Raw genomic sequence first — 16362 nt, forward strand, 5'->3', positions numbered from 1 at the left:
CCGCAGCCCTTTCGATCATCTTCGCTCGCAGTCGTGAACATGCGCGGGCCGGCTGGCATATGCCCGTATCGCCGCTTTACGTTCCGCGGCGGAGGTGGTTCCCATGAACGAACCCAGCAAGCGGCAGAACTCCGGCGCCCGCCCCGAGGCGATCGACGCCGGCGACTTCGTGTACGCGGCCACCGGCGCCCGGGTGCGCCGGCTGACCATGCCGGACGGAAGCCATTGGTTTCCGGCGGTGGACGTGTGCAAGGAACTCGGACACAGCAACTCTCGGAAGGCACTCACGGATCACGTCCCCGAAGAGCACCGAGAAGTGCTCGAGACTGTAACTGGACGTTACGGTCTCAGCGTTCCCGCAGGCAGGGGGTGGCGCCGAGACTTGCACGTGATCTCTCTGCAAGGTCTCATCCTCCTCGTCAACGCCTGCACCAAGCCCGCCTGCGCCCCCTTCAAGCAGTGGGTCGCCGAAGTCGTCGAGACGGTGCAGCGCGAGGGCACGTACTCCCTGGACGAGGCCGAGGTGCAGCCCGCCGAGCCCGGTGCCCCCGTCGCGTACGCCATGCCGGACCAGGTCGCCGAGGCCATCGTCCGGCTGGAGGCGCACAACCTCCGGCTGGACGAGGAACTGGCCGAGGGACAGCGCACGTCGATCGCGTTGCAGAGGGAGATGCTGTCCACGCAGCAGGCCACCCTCGCCACCCAGCAGGCCACGCTCGCCGTGCAGCAGGCCATGGTGCACGCCCTGGAGCGCATCGCGGACCGCTTCGACACCCTCGTCCTGCACCAGGGGGTGCCCCGCGGCCGCCTCGCCCCGGTTCCGACGACGGAGTCCGTACTGGCCGACTGGCGGCAGCGGTTGTCCGTGACCGAGGACGTGTGGACGGTGGCCCTGGACATCGCCCCGGTGCTCGTCGAGACGGGTGAGCTGAGGGAGCCGCTGGAGTCGATCGCCGCCCGTACCGGGCTGTCCGTGCGGCGGGTCAACGAATGCCTCCGCCTGCTGCGCTCCCACGCCTGCATCCGTTCGCGGGGCGGGGACGGGGGCGGGGCTCCGGTGTACGTGCTGCACCAGGGCTGAGCCCGGTACGGCGAAGGGGCGTCGCAACTCCAACTTGCGGCGCCCCTCCGTCATGAACCTACCCGGTTCGTGACGCTCATGCCCAGCTGATCAACCGCTTCGGCCGCTCCAGGACCGCCGCCACGTCGGCGAGGACCTTGGAGCCCAGCTCGCCGTCGACCAGGCGGTGGTCGAAACTCAGGGCGAGGGTGGTCACCTGACGCGGCTTCACCTTGCCCTTGTGGACCCACGGCTGAAGCTTGATCGCACCGACCGCGAGGATCGCGGACTCTCCCGGGTTGAGGATCGGCGTACCGGTGTCGACGCCGAAGACGCCGACGTTGGTGATGGTCACCGTGCCTCCCTGCATGGCGGCCGGGGAGGTCTTGCCCTCCCGGGCCGTCGAGACCAGCTCCCCCAGGGACCCGGCCAGTTGCGGCAGGGTCTGGGCGTGGGCGTCCTTGATGTTCGGGACGATCAGGCCGCGCGGGGTGGCGGCGGCGATGCCCAGGTTGACGTAGTGCTTGACCACGATCTCCTGGGCGGCCTCGTCCCAGGAGGCGTTGATGTCCGGGTTGCGCCTGATCGCGACCAGCAGGGCCTTGGCGATCAGGAGCAGCGGGTTCACCCGCAGGCCCGCGTACTCCTTGTCCTGCTTCAGCTCCTCGACCAGCTTCATCGTGCGCGTCACGTCGACCGTCACGAACTCGGTGACGTGCGGCGCCGTGAAGGCCGAGCCGACCATCGCCGCCGCCGTCGCCCTGCGCACGCCCTTGACCGGGACACGCGTCTCGCGCGCCGTGTCGTACGACGTCGGTGCCGCCGTCGGGGACGGGGCGGGCGCGACGGGTGCGGGGGCCGTCTGCGGCTCGGGCTCGGGCGACGCGGGCCGGGCCGTCACCGCCGCGTGGACGTCCTCGCGGGTGATGATGCCGTCCGGGCCGGAGGGGACCACGGTCGCCAGGTCGACGCCGAGGTCCTTGGCCAGCTTGCGCACCGGGGGCTTGGCCAGCGGACGGTCTCCGGCGACCGGGGCAGCCGGTGCCGCCGGGGCAGCCGGTGCCGCGGGTCCGTGGCCGTTCAGCTCGGCCTGGACCGCCGCGGACGCCTCCTGGGCTCCGGACGGGGCCTGGGCGGCCTTGCGGGGGCGGCGCCGGGTCGAGGAGGTGGCGACCCCGTACCCGACCAGGACCGGCTGGCGGCCCTCGGGCTTGGGCTCCTCCGCCTCGGCGGTGGCCGGCGTGTCCGCGACGGCCTCCTGCGCCGGCTCCGCGGCCGCCGCCGCACCGTCGCCCACCGCCACCGCGATGATCGACGTGCCCACGTCGACCGTGGTGCCCTCGGGGAAGTGCAGCTCGCGGACCACGCCGTCGTAGGGGATGGGCAGTTCGACGGCGGCCTTGGCCGTCTCGACCTCGCACACCACCTGGCCGTCGGTGACCGTGTCACCGGGCTGGACGTACCACTTGAGGATCTCGGCCTCGGTGAGTCCCTCGCCCACGTCGGGCATCTTGAACTCACGCACGGAGCTGTCCGTCATCGTCGTCACGCTCCCCTCCTCAGTACGCCAGCGAGCGGTCGACGGCATCCAGTACCCGGTCCAGGTCGGGCAGGTACTCCTCCTCCAGGCGGGCCGGCGGGTAGGGGGCGTGGTAGCCGCCGACCCTGAGCACCGGGGCCTCCAGGTGGTAGAAGCAGCGCTCCGTGATCCGGGCGGCGATCTCCGCGCCCGAGCCCAGGAACACCGGCGCCTCGTGGACCACGACCAGGCGGCGGGTCTTCTCCACCGACGCCTGGACGGTGTCGAAGTCGACCGGCGAGATCGAGCGCAGGTCGACGACCTCCAGGGAGCGGCCCTCCTCGGCCGCCGCGTCGGCGACCTCCTGGCAGAGCTTCACCATCGGGCCGTACGCGGCCAGCGTGAGGTCGGTGCCCTCGCGCACCACGCGCGCGGCGTGCAGGGGGCCCGGGATGGCCTCCTTGTCGACCTCGGCCTTGTCCCAGTACCGGCGCTTGGGCTCGAAGTAGATCACCGGGTCGTCGCTCTGGATGGCCTGCTGCATCATCCAGTACGCGTCCGCCGCGTTGGACGGGCTGACCACCTTCAGGCCCGCCACGTGCGCGAACAGCGCCTCGGGGGACTCGGAGTGGTGCTCGACCGCGCCGATGCCGCCGCCGTAGGGGATGCGGATGACGACCGGCATCCTGACCTTGCCCAGCGAGCGCGCGTGCATCTTCGCGAGCTGGGTGACGATCTGGTCGTAGGCCGGGAAGACGAAGCCGTCGAACTGGATCTCCACCACCGGGCGGTACCCGCGCAGGGCCAGGCCGATCGCGGTGCCCACGATGCCGGACTCGGCCAGCGGGGTGTCGACGACCCGGTCCTCGCCGAAGTCCTTCTGCAGGCCGTCGGTGACCCGGAAGACACCGCCGAGCTTGCCGACGTCCTCGCCCATGACCAGGACCTTGGGGTCCGACTCCAGCGCGCGGCGCAGCGATTCGTTGATCGCCTTCGCCAGCGCCATCTTCTCCGCTGCCATGTCAGACCCCCTCTGCGTCTGCGAACGATGCCTGGTAGGCGGCGAACTGCGCCCGCTCCTCGTCCACGAGCGCGTGTCCGTCCGCGTACACGTTCTCGAAGATGGCGAAACGGTCCGGGTCCGGCATGGCGCGGACCACTTCGCGCACTCGTTTGCCCAACGCCTCGCTCTCGGCCTCCAGTTCCGCGAAGAATCCCTCGTCCGTGTGGTGTGCGGACTCCAGGAAGCGGCGAAGGCGCAGGATCGGGTCCTTGGCCTCCCAGGCGGCCCGCTCGTCGTCGTGCCGGTAGCGGGAGGGGTCGTCCGAGGTGGTATGGGCGCCCATGCGGTAGGTGAACGCCTCGATCAGGGCCGGTCCCTCGCCGCGTCGCGCGCGGTCCAGGGCCCAGCGGGTGACCGCGAGGGAGGCCAGCACGTCGTTGCCGTCGACGCGGACGCCGGGGAAGCCGAAGCCCTGGGCGCGCTGGTAGAGCGGCACCCGGGTCTGCTTCTCGTTGGACTCGGAGATCGCCCACTGGTTGTTCTGGCAGAAGAACACCACGGGGGCGTTGTAGACGGCGGCGAAGTTGAACGCCTCGCTCACGTCGCCCTGGCTGGAGGCACCGTCGCCGAAGTACGCGATCACGCCCGAGTCGGCGCCGTCCTTGGCCACGCCCATCGCGTAGCCCGTGGCGTGCAGCGCCTGCGAGCCGATGACGATGGTGTACAGGTGGAAGTTGTTGCTGTTGGGGTCCCAGCCGCCGTGGTTCACGCCGCGGAACATGCCGAGCAGGTTGGTCGGGTCCACCCCGCGGCACCAGGCGACGCCGTGCTCGCGGTAGGTCGGGAAGACGTAGTCGTCCTCGCGGGTGGCCCGGCCGGAGCCGATCTGGGCCGCCTCCTGGCCCAGCAGGGAGGCCCACAGTCCCAGCTCGCCCTGGCGCTGCAGGGCGGTGGCCTCGGCGTCGAAGCGCCGGGTGAGCACCATGTCGCGGTACAGGCCGCGCAGCTCCTCGGGGGTGATGCCGGCGACGTACGAGGCGTACTCGGCGTGTGCGGCGTCCTCGACGCGCTCGCCCTCGGGCGTCAGCAACTGCACCAGTTCCGGCTCGGTGCCCTTGCGGGCAGCGGTACGGGTGGTGCCGGTGGTGCGAGTGGTGCGCTTGCCGGTGCCGGCCTTGGCGCCGGTGGTACCGGCCGCCTTGGTGCCGGTGGTCCCGGCCGCCTTGCTTCCGGCGCTGCGTCGCGGCTTGCGCGCGGCAGTGCTCTCGGTCACGTGTGCTCCTCCGTCGGTCCGGCCCCCGGGTTCGCCGGAAGCCAGTGCGGCTCACCTGCGGCCCGGCGGGACGCACAAGGGTGGGTGCGGCCCGGTCGGGGACAGGCGTGACAGGTGCCCCGGCGAGCGCCCTGCGAACAGCACGTTACCCAGTGCTCCACATTTCTGTGAAACCCCTCCTGACCTGCGTTTTTACTTGGATATCCGAGTAAATCGACGTAGGGCGGAAGTTTTACTGGTCACAGCCTTGCAGGGGGCCGGAACAACGGCACGTTATCCCGGCCACCCCGGGCACGGGAAGAGTCGGTGTGTGACACTGACCGCGTGCGCGAAGACGGAAAAATCCGGGTATTCCTCCTCGACGACCACGAGGTGGTCCGGCGCGGGGTGCACGACCTCCTCGCCGGCGAGGCCGACATCGAGGTGGTGGGCGAGGCCGGCACGGCCGCCGAGGCGCAGGCCCGGGTCTCCGCCACCCGTCCGGACGTCGCCGTGCTGGACGTACGGCTGCCGGACGGCAGCGGAGTGGAGGTCTGCCGCGACATCCGCTCCCGGGACGAGTCCGTGCGCTGCCTGATGCTGACCTCCTTCGCCGACGACGAGGCCCTCTTCGACGCGATCATGGCGGGCGCCTCCGGCTACGTCCTCAAGGACATCCGCGGCGCCGAGCTGCTCGCCGCCGTGCGGGAGGTCGCGGCCGGGAAGTCGCTGCTCGACCCGGCGGCCACCGCGCGGGTGCTGGAACGGCTGCGCGACGGCGGCACGAAGCCCGACGACCGGCTGGCCCGCCTCACCGACCAGGAGCGCCGCATCCTGGAGCTGATCGGCGAGGGCCTGACCAACCGCGCCATCGGCGAGCGGCTGCACCTGGCGGAGAAGACGATCAAGAACTACGTGTCGAGCCTGCTGGGCAAGCTGGGCATGCAGCGGCGTTCCCAGGCGGCCGCCTTCGTGGCCCGGCTGGAGGCCGAGAACCGCTGACGGCCCCCGCTCCGCGCCGGGCCGTCCCCGGCCCCGGGCCCGCGCGGGGGCTTGCTCGGGACTCCCGTTCGGCGGCCTACTCGGGACTTACGTCCCCTCCTGTCGGGGCGGGCGACTCTGGTGCGGGGCCACGCGCTCGCGCACAGTGAGTCCATGCCCTCCGACGAACAGCTCGCCGTCGGCCTGCTCGGCCGCACCGCCTACGGCCGGGCGGCCACCACCATGCGCGCCCTGCCCATCCTCGCCCTCGCGCGCCACATCGTGACCGACGGCCGGGTGCTGCTGCGCATGCCCAGGAGCTGGGGGTACCACCAGGTGTGCGCCGGGAGCGTCGTCGCGTACGGAGCGGACAACCTGACCTCCGCGCGGCCCGGCGAGAGCCTGTGGACCGTACAGGTGGTGGGCCGGTGCGAGGCCCACGAGCCGAGCGCCGCCGAGCTGGAGCGGTTCGGTCCGGCGCCGAGCCGGGTGGACGGCGAGCCGTTCGAGCCCGCCTACCTGAGCGTCGACCCGCAGTTCGGCACGGTGCACTTCACGGACGGGGCGGCGGGACCCGCGTAGGCGAACGCAACGCGCGCGTGAAGCCCGACTGCGGGCCGCACGCGCGCGTGGGGGGTGTGGAACGGCTCAGCCGCTGCCGTCGCCGCCCTCGGAACCGCCCGGGGCGCCGGTGGCGCCACCCGTCGGCTGCTCGCCGCCACCGGTCTGGTCACCGCCACCGGTCGGCTCACCGCCACCAGTCGGCTCACCGCCACCAGTCGGCTCACCGCCACCGGTGGGCTCCCCGCCGCCGGTCGGCTCACCGCCACCGGTCTGGTCACCGGTCGGATCACCCGTCTCGGTCTGCGACGGCGTCCACGACGGCGTGTACGGCCGGTCCCAGTCCCCGCCGCCGGAGCCGCCCCCGCCCGAGCCCTGCTCCGTGCCCGGGTCCTTGCTCTGCTGTGTCTCCTCGTCGCTGGGCGACGGACTGGGCGACTCCTCGCCGGTGCTCTGGGACGTGGTCGCCGACGGGCTCTTGTCCGTCTCGGTGCCGCTCCCGCCACCGCCGCTGTTGTTCAGGGCCAGCGCGACGCCCGCCGCGACCGCGATCACCGCGAGGACGGCCAGTATCCACAGCTTGCCGCGGCCGCTGCCCTTGTTGCCGGCGCCCTCGAAGCCGCCGTCGTCGCCCCCGCCGTAGCCGCGCGGCAGGATCGGCTGGGGGATCTGCTGGGTGCCCGACGCCCCGTGGTCGGCGGGGTGGGGCATCACCGTGGTGCCCGCCAGGCCGGCCGAGGGGGTGTGCCGCCCGTCGTGCGCGGCGACCGGGCCGGTGTTCCAGGTGCCGGTGTGACCGCCCTGCTCGTACAGCATCTGCAGCGCGTACTGGACCAGGCCGCGCATCTCCTCGGCGGTCTGGAAGCGGTCGTCGGGCTCCTTGGCCAGCGAGCGCATCACCAGGCCGTCCAGCTCCGGCGGAGTGGCGTCGGAGACCTCGGACGGGGGCGTCGGGATGTCCTGCACGTGCTGGTAGACCACCGACAGCGGGGTCTCACCGGTGAACGGCGGGCGCAGCGCGAGGAGTTCGTAGAGCAGGCAGCCCGTCGCGTACAGGTCGGAGCGGTGGTCGACGGCCTTGCCGAGGGCCTGCTCCGGGGAGAGGTACTGCGGGGTGCCCATGACCATGCCGGTCTGCGTCATCGTCGACTGGGCGCCGTGCAGGGCGCGGGCGATGCCGAAGTCCATCACCTTGACCGCGCCCGCGTTGGTGATGATGACGTTGGCCGGCTTGATGTCGCGGTGCACGATGCCGTGCTGGTGGGAGTAGGCGAGCGCCTCCAGGACACCGGAGACGATGATCAGCGCCTGTTCGGGCCCCGGCGCCTCGGCGTTGAGGAGGAGGTCGCGGATGGTGCGTCCTTCGACGATCTCCATCACGATGTACGGCACGGACTGGCCGCCGACGACGTCCTCGCCCGAGTCGTACACGGCCACGATGGCGTGGTGGTTGAGGCCCGCCACCGACTGCGCCTCGCGCGTGAAGCGGGCCTTGGAGACCGGGTCCTCGGCGAGGTCCGCGCGCAGCAGCTTGACCGCCACGGTGCGCCCCAGGCGGACGTCCTCGGCGGCGAACACCTCGGCCATGCCGCCCCGCCCGAGCCTGCGGGTCAGCCGGTACCGGCCGTCGCCGACCAGGCCGCCGTTGCCCCAGTTCTCCGGCGCGTCAGACATACCGCCGCCAGATGCCTCGGGTTCGGACGGGCCCTGGGCGCGCTGCTGCTGTGCCATCAGTCCTCGCCGTCGTTTCTGCCCGCGGTACGCGCGGTGTTGTTACGGTCTCCGTCGGCCACGCTACAGCCTTCGCGGGGGCCTCCGGTCCGGGATGGGCGCCGGGACCGGACATGAGACGGACCGGTCATGAAACCCTGGTTCCGTACTCTCGTGCAAATTCCGTGTACCGGCGGTACGCCCGCTGTAACGCTTCCGCGACGCTTCTTTCGCGTACGGTCACGGAACGGGCACCGCGCTTGACGTGTCAGTGCCCTGGGGCAGACTTGGCCGGGAATAGCACTTTCGATCACGAGCGCGCGTGCCGCCGCCACCGGCGCCCGCCGTCTATGGGGGACGCAGAGACATGAGCCAGGACGCCGGACAGGGACGGTACGCGGGGCGGGCACTCGCCGGCGGCCGTTACCAGCTGCGCGACTTGCTCGGCGAGGGCGGCATGGCCTCGGTGCACCTGGCGTACGACTCGGTCCTCGACCGCCAGGTCGCGATCAAGACGCTGCACACCGAACTCGGTCGCGAACAGGCCTTCCGCGAGCGCTTCCGCCGCGAGGCCCAGGCCGTGGCGAAGCTCACGCACACCAACATCGTCTCCGTCTTCGACACCGGCGAGGACGACCTGGACGGTCTGACGACTCCGTACATCGTCATGGAGTACGTCGAGGGCCGGCCGCTGGGTTCGGTGCTCGACGAGGACGTGCGGCAGCAGGGCGCGATGCCCGCCGACAAGGCGCTGAGGATCACCGCCGACGTGCTGGCGGCGCTGGAGATCAGCCACGAGATGGGCCTGGTCCACCGCGACATCAAGCCGGGCAACGTGATGATGACCAAGCGCGGCGTGGTCAAGGTCATGGACTTCGGCATCGCCCGCGCCATGCAGTCCGGCGTGACCTCGATGACGCAGACCGGCATGGTCGTCGGCACCCCCCAGTACCTCTCGCCGGAGCAGGCCCTCGGCCGCGGCGTCGACGCCCGCTCCGACCTGTACTCGGTCGGCATCATGCTGTTCCAGCTCGTCACCGGCCGTCTGCCGTTCGACGCCGACTCGCCGCTGGCGATCGCTTACGCGCACGTGCAGGAGGAGCCGGTCGCCCCGTCCAGTGTCAACCGCGCGCTGCCCCCGGCGGTGGACGCGCTGGTGGCCCGCGCGCTGAAGAAGAACCCCAACGAACGCTTCCCCAGCGCCGAGGCGATGCGCGACGAGTGCCTGCGCGTGGCGGCGTCCTTCCAGGCGGCACCGCCGAGCATCGTGCCCGGGGCCCAGACGTCGAGCGGCGCGGGTGTCGGCTCCGCGGTCTTCCCGCCGGTCGACCAGAGCACCCCGGCGCCCACGGGCCCGGTGCAGACGCCGTACCAGCCGTCCCCGGCCGCCGGCCCGAACCCGTACGGCACCCCGGCACCGGCGGCGCACTCGTCCGCGTACGGCTATCCGCAGCAGGCCGGGTACCAGACGCCGGCCCCGTACGGACAGCAGCCCGCCACGCCGCCGCCGTACAACCTGACGCCGTCCGCTCCGGGCTCCTCCGGCGGGGGCAGGAACAACATGCCGGTGATCATCGGCTCGATCGTGGTCGCCGTGGTGGCCGTCGGCGGACTGATCGCCGCGCTGCTGATGAACGGCGGCGGGGACGACGACCCGGAGGCCGGCGGCGGCTCCGCGAGCGCGTCGGCGTCGCCGTCGAAGGCGGAGGGCTACCGCGGTCCGGACAAGAAGAAGACCATCGAGACGGACAAGTGCACCGAGCCGCAGGAGTCGTACAACGACCCGGACATGATCGAGGTGCCGGACTTCACCTTCAAGCACATCGACTCGGTCAAGGCGTGCTTCAACGCCGCGGGCTGGCGGATGAAGGTCGTCGAGGTCGACGAGAACACCTACGGCGAGGGATCGGTCCGCGACCAGTTCCCCGTCGCGGGCACGGACGTCGACCCGGAGCACATGCCGACGATCCAGCTCAAGGTCTCCACGGGCAACCCGGCCACCGAATGAGCCCGTGACCGCGTGACGCGAGGCCGACGACGAAGGGCCCGGCAGCAGGTGCTGCCGGGCCCTTCGCGCTGTCGGCCGATGCCGTTCGTACGGGTGGTGGGACGCCGTTCCTACAGGTAGGGGCCGCCGGACCGGCCGCCCGGGTGCGGGGGCTCCTCGCCCTCGGGGACGGAGCCGGGCGGCAGCGCACGGCGCATCTGCTCCAACTGGGCCCGCGCGGCCATCTGCTGGGCGAACAGCGTGGTCTGGATGCCGTGGAAGAGACCCTCGAGCCAGCCGACGAGCTGTGCCTGGGCGATCCGCAGTTCGGCGTCGGTGGGGGTGCCGTCGTCCGTGAAGGGCAGGGAGAGCCGCTCCAGCTCCTCCACCAGCTCCGGAGCCAGTCCGTCCTCCAGCTCCTTCACCGAGCTGGCGTGGATCTCCTTGAGCCGGACCCGGCTGGCCTCGTCCAGGGGCGCGACCCGCACCTCCTCGAGCAGTTGCTTGATCATGCTGCCGATCCGCATGACCTTGGCAGGCTGCTCCACCTGCTCGGTCACCGGGATCTCACGGGATTCGTCGTCCCCGCCGCCGCTGAGCGCCATTCCGTCCTGGCCGACGACCAGGATCTGGGGGTTCTCCGGCGACCTGTCGTTCCTCGGCATTTCCATGCCGCCATTGTCCCTCACCCGTTCCCGGCGAAGGGGCGCTGCCCCGGGGAAAACCCGGCCCACGCGTTCGGAGGCGCCCGGAATGCCGGTATCGCCGACCGGTGTGAGGCTTGTTCCGTCGGTTTCCACGTACGGGTATCAGCGGGAGGGGGTCACCGACGTGACTCCATGGCTGCGCACACTGCGGGCGACGGGGCTGACGGCGGCCCTGGGCGTCGGCGCGGTGGTGTCGCCCTGCGGTGCGGGAGCGGCCCTGGCCGCCGGTGCGGGACCCGCCGCGGTGACGGCGGGGCCGGTCACGGCGGCCCCCGCGAAGCCGTCCCCGGTGTCCTCCGGTCCGGGGCACGACGCGGGGCCGGACTCGGCCACCGACCCGGACGGCTTCGCCACCCACGACGGACGGGGCGGTCACGAACGTCCCGGGCGCCCCGCCGATCCCGGCCGGCCCGAGCGCCCGGACCCCCCGCCCGCCTCCCGGCCCACCGCGGATGCCGGCCCCCCGGACGGTTCCGGCGAGCCGTCCCCCGATTCCCCCGCCCCGTCCGCCTCCCGTGCCACTCCCGCCCCGGAGCCCTCCCGGGGCGGGGACGGGCCGGGCGGGGGACGGCAGCGGCCCGGCCGCGCCGAGGAGCGTGAGCGGGACCACCGGGACACGCACCGGGACACCGGCCGTGACCCGGACGACGACGGCGACGGCGTACCCGAGCCCCCGGCCGCCGTCACCGCGGCTCCGGCCGGAGAGTCCGAGGCCGCGCCGGTCCCCTCGGTCTCCCCGTCCCGCTCCGCGGCGCCGGCCGGCGTGCGGACCCAGCAGGCCGCCGAGCCCGGGCTGCGGGTCCTCCCGCTGGGCACCGGGCTGGTCCTCATCGGCCTCGGCCTCGCCCTGGGCCTCGTGGGGCTGCGCCTGCGCCGGGGGTAGGGGCCGCCACTCGCCCGCGGGCCACCCCCGGCCGGCTACGAGGTGACCAGCAGCACCTTGCCGATGTGGCCGCTCTCCTCCACCACCCGGTGGCCCTGCGCGGCCTCGCTCATCGGCAGCTCACGGTCGACCACCGGACGGATGTGCTCCCCGGCGAACAACGGCCAGACGTGCTCCCGTACGGCCGCCACGATGGCCGCCTTCTCCTCCAGGGGGCGGGCCCGCAGCGAGGTGGCGCTCACCGCGGCGCGCTTGGCGAGCAGCGTGCCGATGTCCAGCTCGCCCTTGCGGCCGCCCTGCATGCCGATGATGGCGAGCCGGCCGTTCACGGCGAGGGCCTGGACGTTGCGGTCGAGGTACTTCGCGCCCATGTTGTCGAGGATGACGTCGGCACCCGCACCGCCGGTCGCGTCTTTCACCTCGGCGACGAAGTCCTGCTCGCGGTAGTTGACCAGGACGTCCGCGCCCAGCTCTGCGCAGCGCTCCAGCTTCTCCTTCGTCCCCGCCGTCACCGCGACCTTCGCACCGACGGCCTTGGCGAGCTGGATCGCCATGGTGCCGATGCCGCTGGAGCCGCCGTGCACGAGCAGCGTCTCGCCGGGGCGCAGGTGGGCGACCATGAAGACGTTCGACCAGACCGTGCAGACCACCTCGGGCAGCGCCGCCGCTTCCTTCAGACCGACGCCCTGCGGCACCGGCAGGAGCTGCCCGGCCGGGACGACGACCTTCTCGGCGTAGCCGCCGCCCGCGAGCAGCGCGCACACCTCGTCGCCGACGGCCCAGCCGGACACCCCCGGGCCGAGCGCGGCGACGCGCCCGGAGCACTCCAGGCCGGGGTAGGCGGAGGCACCGGGCGGGGGGTCGTAGAAGCCCTGGCGCTGCATGATGTCGGCGCGGTTGACGGCGCTGGCCGTCACCTCGACCAGGACCTCGCCCTCGCCGGGCTGCGGATCGGGGACCTCGGTCCACACCAGCGCCTCGGGGCCGCCGGGTTCGGAAATCGTGATCGCATGCATGAGGGCGACGCTACTCCTGTGTCCCGCCCCGGCCCCGAGAACGCCGCCGCCCCGTTCACCTGGCCGCGCGGGGGCGGTTCAGTCGCGGGGCAGCGGGCGGGCGTCGGGGGCCACGTGGGTGGCCGGGGTCGCCCGGACGATCGTGATCAGGCGGTCCGTCAGTTCCAGTCCGCCGACGGCCGGATCGTCGTAACCCAGGACCCGGTGCCCGCGCAGCACGCTCACCACGAGATCGTCCACCTCCCTCAGGTTCTTGCCGACCTCGGACTTTATGACGGGCCGTTCGATGAGGTCGAGGCCGCTGCCCTGGCTGATGAGGTCCTCCATCACCATGCCGGCGGCGGGGCTGAGCACGGAGAGTCCGAGCAGCCGGCCCGCCGCGCTGGCGCTGGTGATCACGGCGTCGGCGCCGGACTGCTTCAGCAGCGGCGCGTTCTCCTCCTCGCGGACCGCGACCACGATCTTCGCCGCGCGGTTGAGCTGCCGGGCCGTCAGCGTGACCAGCACGGCCGTGTCGTCGCGCTGGGTGGCGATGATGATCTGCCTGGCGCGGAACACCTCGGCCCGGTTGAGCACGTCACTGCGGGTGGCGTCACCGATCACGCCCGCGTAGCCGTGGGCCGCCGCGGCCTCGATGGCCTTTCCGCTGGGGTCGACCACGACCACCTGGTCCTTGCGGAGCCCGGTCGCGCAGACGGTCTGGATCGCCGACCGGCCCTTGGTCCCGAAGCCGACGACGACGGTGTGATCGCGCAAGGCGGACCTCCAGCGGTTCAGGCGCCACTCCTCCCGAGTGCGCTCGGTGAGGGCTTCCAGCGTGGTACCGACCAGGATGATCAGGAACAGCACGCGCAGGGGCGTGATGACGAAGATGTTGGTCAGCCGGGCGGCGTCGCTGACGGGCGTGATGTCACCGTACCCGGTGGTGGAGAGGGTGACGGTGGCGTAGTAGAAGGAGTCGAGGAGGTCGACGGAGCCGTCGGAGTTGTCGGTGTAGCCGTCGTGGTCCGCGTACACGATGACGGCCGTCACCACGAGGACCACCAGGGCGATGGACAACCGTTTGGCGACCTGACGGAACGGGTGCTCCACCAGCTTCCTGGGGAGTTTCACCTTGTGGGTCACCAGGTGTTCGTCCGCCTGGCGGGCGATCGCGTCCTGGCCCGGAAGTTTCACGTGAAACACACCCCGATTCCGCCGGCCGCCCAGGGCATGTCGAGCAGCTCGGTCTCCTGCCCCGGCCGCGCTCCGCCCGGGGGTACGACGGCCAGCGCGTCGGCTGCCGCGATGCCGCGCAGCATCGCCGGACCGTTGTACCGCAGCGGCACGGCGCCCTCCCCGCGCAGCACGACCGGCACGAGCCGGGTGTCGTGCGGGTGCCCGTGCACCGCGTCCCGCAGCGGCAGCGCGTACGTCTCGGGCGCCGGCCGGGCGGCGAGGGTGCGCAGCAGGGGCTCGGCGAGGGTGAGCAGTCCGGAGACGGCGGCGAGGGGGTTGCCGGGCAGCCCGACGAGGTGCTGGTCGTCCTTGAGGCGGGCCAGCAGCATGGGGTGGCCGGGGCGGACCCGGACGCCGTCGACGAGAAGCTCGGCTCCGGTCCGGTGCAGGGTGGGATGGACGTGGTCGACGGGGCCCGCCGCGGTGCCGCCGGTCGTGACGATCAGGTCGGCGTCGGAGGTGGTGACGGCGCGGTGCAGGGCCTCGGCGTCGTCGCCGAGGCGGCGGACGGTGCGGACCTCGGCGCCCAGCGCGCGCAGCCACGGCGGCAGCATCGGGCCGAGCGCGTCCCGGATGAGGCCGTCGTGCGGGAGGCCCTCGGTGAGCAGCTCGTCGCCGAGGACTAGGACGTCGACGCGGGGGCGGGGCACCACGGTGAGCGTGTCGTACCCGGCGGCCGCCGCGAGCCCCAGTACGGCGGGGGTCGTGAGGGTGCCGACGGGCAGCAGGTGGTCGCCGCTGCGGCACTCCTGGCCGCGCGGGCGGATGTCCTGGCCGTGGACGGCCTCACGGGTGGGGTGCAGACGGCCGCGCTCGTCGGTGCGGCCGTGCTCGGTGCGCAGAACGGCGGTGGTGTCCGGGGGGACGCGTGCGCCGGTGGCGATGCGGACGGCCTCGCCGTCGGTGAGGGGCGCGGGTACCGCGTGTCCGGCCAGGACGCCCTCGTCGCGCACGGCCCAGGGGCCCGGTCCGGCGACGGCCCAGCCGTCCATCGCGGAGGTGTCGAAGGAGGGCAGGTCGGTGAGGGCGGCCAGGGGCGCGGCCAGGGTGAGGCCGAGGGCGGCGTCGAGGGGCACGGATACCGGGGAGCGGCGGGCCGAACGGGCGGCGGCGCGGGCCGCCCGTTCGGCGGTCGCCCGGGCCTCGGGCCAGGGGAGGGCGCGGGGGTGGGAGTCGGCCGGACGGTGCGGGGCGTGCGGGTCGGGCGTGCCGTGACCGCCGGGGCCGCGGCGGGCGGGGCCGGAGTTCTCCCTCACCAGGGCGAGCGCCTCCTCGACGTCGAGGTCCTCGGTCTCCGCGTCGTCCCGCGTGCCGGGGGAGGTCATCACGCGTCCGGGCGGGTGTCGGGGGCGGCGTCGGGTGTGCCCTGCGCGGGGGCGGTACCGGTGCCGGCGCTCTCCTCGGCCCAGCGCAGCGCGAGGGCCGCGGCCTTGCGGGCGGCCTCGGCGACGGCCTCGGGGCCGCCCTGGGCCCGCCCGGCGGCGTAACCGACGAGGAAGGTGGTCAGCGGGGCCGCGGGCCTGGCCACCCCGTGTGCGGCGTCGCGCGCGAGATCGAGCAGGACCTTGGTGTCGACGTCCAGGTCGATGCCCAACTCGTCCTTGGCTGCGGTAATCCATTCATCCAACACGTGACCATGCTCCCTGATGCGTGCCCTTGCGGTGGCGATGTCGTCCCAGGTGTCGCAGTCGAAGGAGGCGACGGCGTCCGGGAGGCGGGTGAGGCGCAGCGCGCCGGTCAGGCGGCGCAACGGCAGCCCGGTCAGCGCGGCCCCCTCGGGGGCCCCCTCCGCCCCCTCGGTCCCCTCCGCCCCCTCGGCCCGGTCCCGGGCGAGCACTGCCAGCTCACGGCGCAGTGCCGAGGCGCGGTAGGCGGCGACGAGCGGCTGGTCGCGGCCGTCGGCGTCGGTGAGGAGCGCTCCGTCGGCGTCGCCCGCGGCGAGGGCCGACAGCAGCCTCTCGACGGCCGGCCCGGCGAGGAACGGCAGGTCGGCGGAGACCACGACGACGTGCTCCGCGGTGGTGTGCCGCAGGCCGGCGGCGAGGGCGGCGAGCGGTCCGCCGCCGGGCGGGTCCTCGCGCGCCCAGGTCACGGGGTGCGCGGTGGGCCGGGGTTCGGCGACGACGACGGTGGTCCGGGCCCCGGCGCAGGCGGCCAGTACCCGGTCGAGCAGCGCCCGGCCGCCCACCCGCAGTCCGGGCTTGTCCGCGCCGCCGAGCCGCCGGGCGGCCCCTCCGGCGAGCACGACGGCGTCGTACCCGGCGGGGCCGGAACCCGGCGGGGGTTCCACCGGCCCGGCACCGGCGTCCGGGGCGGGGTCGCTGCCGGCGCGCGGGGCGCCGGCGGGCTCGTACGCGGTCATCCCCCGAGTATGGGGCCCTGCGCGATCACAGGGAACGCAGGGGAGCCCGCGCGATCGAAGCGTGGTCGGACGCGCCGTCACCCGGGCGGCGCCGGCGCGGGTT

Annotated in this window: 14 protein-coding genes; 5 read left to right on the forward strand and 9 right to left on the reverse strand. The window is 73.2% G+C overall.

Translation table 11 applies throughout. The features are described from left to right. The first annotated feature begins 103 nt into the window (after positions 1-103). Positions 104-1081, forward strand: coding sequence for a Bro-N domain-containing protein (locus IG88_RS0121275; protein ID WP_031043471.1), 978 nt, complete (start codon positions 104-106; stop codon positions 1079-1081). Between the two features lie 76 nt (positions 1082-1157). On the opposite strand, the gene IG88_RS0121280 is transcribed toward IG88_RS0121275, so the two are convergent. From IG88_RS0121280 to pdhA, 3 genes are read right to left on the reverse strand one after another with little or no spacing between them, the layout of a single operon-like run. Further along, complete coding sequence (locus IG88_RS0121280; RefSeq protein WP_031043473.1) at positions 1158-2609, reverse strand: dihydrolipoamide acetyltransferase family protein; 1452 nt, start codon at positions 2607-2609, stop codon at positions 1158-1160. Between the two features lie 10 nt (positions 2610-2619). Then, on the reverse strand, positions 2620-3585 hold the full coding sequence (locus IG88_RS0121285; protein ID WP_031043476.1) for an alpha-ketoacid dehydrogenase subunit beta: 966 nt from the start codon (positions 3583-3585) through the stop codon (positions 2620-2622). A 16-nt stretch (positions 3586-3601) separates the two neighbouring features. Beyond that, the gene (pdhA, locus tag IG88_RS0121290) at positions 3602-4855 is read right to left on the reverse strand and encodes a pyruvate dehydrogenase (acetyl-transferring) E1 component subunit alpha (RefSeq protein ID WP_031043479.1); all 1254 of its coding nucleotides are present in this window, start codon (positions 4853-4855) and stop codon (positions 3602-3604) included. Positions 4856-5179: 324 nt separating this feature from the next. On the opposite strand from pdhA, the gene IG88_RS0121295 reads away from it, so the two are divergent. Next, on the forward strand, positions 5180-5836 hold the full coding sequence (locus tag IG88_RS0121295; RefSeq protein WP_031043482.1) for a response regulator: 657 nt from the start codon (positions 5180-5182) through the stop codon (positions 5834-5836). A 153-nt stretch (positions 5837-5989) separates the two neighbouring features. Continuing rightward, a complete protein-coding gene (locus IG88_RS0121300; protein WP_031043485.1) occupies positions 5990-6397 on the forward strand; it encodes a hypothetical protein in 408 nt (135 codons plus the stop codon). Positions 6398-6463: 66 nt separating this feature from the next. Here the strand turns inward: IG88_RS0121300 and IG88_RS0121305 are convergent, their stop codons facing one another. Further along, a complete protein-coding gene (locus IG88_RS0121305; protein WP_031043488.1) occupies positions 6464-8107 on the reverse strand; it encodes a protein kinase domain-containing protein in 1644 nt (547 codons plus the stop codon). A gap of 346 nt (positions 8108-8453) precedes the next feature. Here IG88_RS0121305 and IG88_RS0121310 point away from each other — a divergent pair, with 346 nt between their 5' ends. Continuing rightward, a complete protein-coding gene (locus tag IG88_RS0121310) occupies positions 8454-10094 on the forward strand; it encodes a Stk1 family PASTA domain-containing Ser/Thr kinase (protein WP_031043492.1) in 1641 nt (546 codons plus the stop codon). Between the two features lie 110 nt (positions 10095-10204). Here the strand turns inward: IG88_RS0121310 and IG88_RS0121315 are convergent, their stop codons facing one another. Further along, on the reverse strand, positions 10205-10744 hold the full coding sequence (locus tag IG88_RS0121315) for a bacterial proteasome activator family protein (RefSeq protein WP_031043494.1): 540 nt from the start codon (positions 10742-10744) through the stop codon (positions 10205-10207). Between the two features lie 160 nt (positions 10745-10904). Here IG88_RS0121315 and IG88_RS41465 point away from each other — a divergent pair, with 160 nt between their 5' ends. Further along, positions 10905-11663 (forward strand): hypothetical protein, encoded by a 759-nt coding sequence (locus IG88_RS41465; protein WP_078861557.1) that lies wholly within the window; start codon positions 10905-10907, stop codon positions 11661-11663. Positions 11664-11698: 35 nt separating this feature from the next. Here the strand turns inward: IG88_RS41465 and IG88_RS0121325 are convergent, their stop codons facing one another. From IG88_RS0121325 to IG88_RS0121340, 4 genes are all read right to left on the reverse strand, one after another. After that, entirely contained in the window at positions 11699-12679 is a 981-nt protein-coding gene (locus IG88_RS0121325) for an NAD(P)H-quinone oxidoreductase (RefSeq protein WP_031043498.1), read from the reverse strand. A gap of 78 nt (positions 12680-12757) precedes the next feature. Next, positions 12758-13855 carry a potassium channel family protein gene (locus IG88_RS0121330; RefSeq protein WP_031043501.1) on the reverse strand — a complete coding sequence of 366 codons (1098 nt, stop codon included), beginning with the start codon at positions 13853-13855 and terminating at the stop codon, positions 12758-12760. Next, the gene (locus tag IG88_RS0121335) at positions 13852-15222 is read right to left on the reverse strand and encodes a molybdopterin molybdotransferase MoeA (RefSeq protein WP_031043503.1); all 1371 of its coding nucleotides are present in this window, start codon (positions 15220-15222) and stop codon (positions 13852-13854) included. Before IG88_RS0121335 ends, IG88_RS0121330 begins: the two co-directional genes overlap by 4 nt. Then, entirely contained in the window at positions 15222-16259 is a 1038-nt protein-coding gene (locus IG88_RS0121340; RefSeq protein WP_031043506.1) for an NTP transferase domain-containing protein, read from the reverse strand. The genes IG88_RS0121335 and IG88_RS0121340 overlap by 1 nt, the downstream gene beginning before the upstream one ends. Positions 16260-16362 lie beyond the last annotated feature (103 nt).

Source organism: Streptomyces sp. NRRL F-5650, assembly GCF_000721365.1.
GTDB lineage: Bacteria > Actinomycetota > Actinomycetes > Streptomycetales > Streptomycetaceae > Streptomyces > Streptomyces ardesiacus.

Excerpts from the sequence above, each read along its gene's own strand:
- IG88_RS0121275 (WP_031043471.1), top strand. The coding sequence starts at position 104 with ATGAACGAACCCAGCAAGCGGCAGAACTCCGGCGCCCGCCCCGAGGCG.
- IG88_RS0121285 (WP_031043476.1), bottom strand. The coding sequence starts at position 3,585 with ATGGCGCTGGCGAAGGCGATCAACGAATCGCTGCGCCGCGCGCTGGAG.
- IG88_RS0121300 (WP_031043485.1), top strand. The coding sequence starts at position 5,990 with ATGCCCTCCGACGAACAGCTCGCCGTCGGCCTGCTCGGCCGCACCGCC.
- IG88_RS0121305 (WP_031043488.1), bottom strand. The coding sequence starts at position 8,107 with ATGGCACAGCAGCAGCGCGCCCAGGGCCCGTCCGAACCCGAGGCATCT.
- IG88_RS0121310 (WP_031043492.1), top strand. The coding sequence starts at position 8,454 with ATGAGCCAGGACGCCGGACAGGGACGGTACGCGGGGCGGGCACTCGCC.
- IG88_RS0121315 (WP_031043494.1), bottom strand. The coding sequence starts at position 10,744 with ATGGAAATGCCGAGGAACGACAGGTCGCCGGAGAACCCCCAGATCCTG.
- IG88_RS0121325 (WP_031043498.1), bottom strand. The coding sequence starts at position 12,679 with ATGCATGCGATCACGATTTCCGAACCCGGCGGCCCCGAGGCGCTGGTG.
- IG88_RS0121335 (WP_031043503.1), bottom strand. The coding sequence starts at position 15,222 with ATGACCTCCCCCGGCACGCGGGACGACGCGGAGACCGAGGACCTCGAC.
- IG88_RS0121340 (WP_031043506.1), bottom strand. The coding sequence starts at position 16,259 with ATGACCGCGTACGAGCCCGCCGGCGCCCCGCGCGCCGGCAGCGACCCC.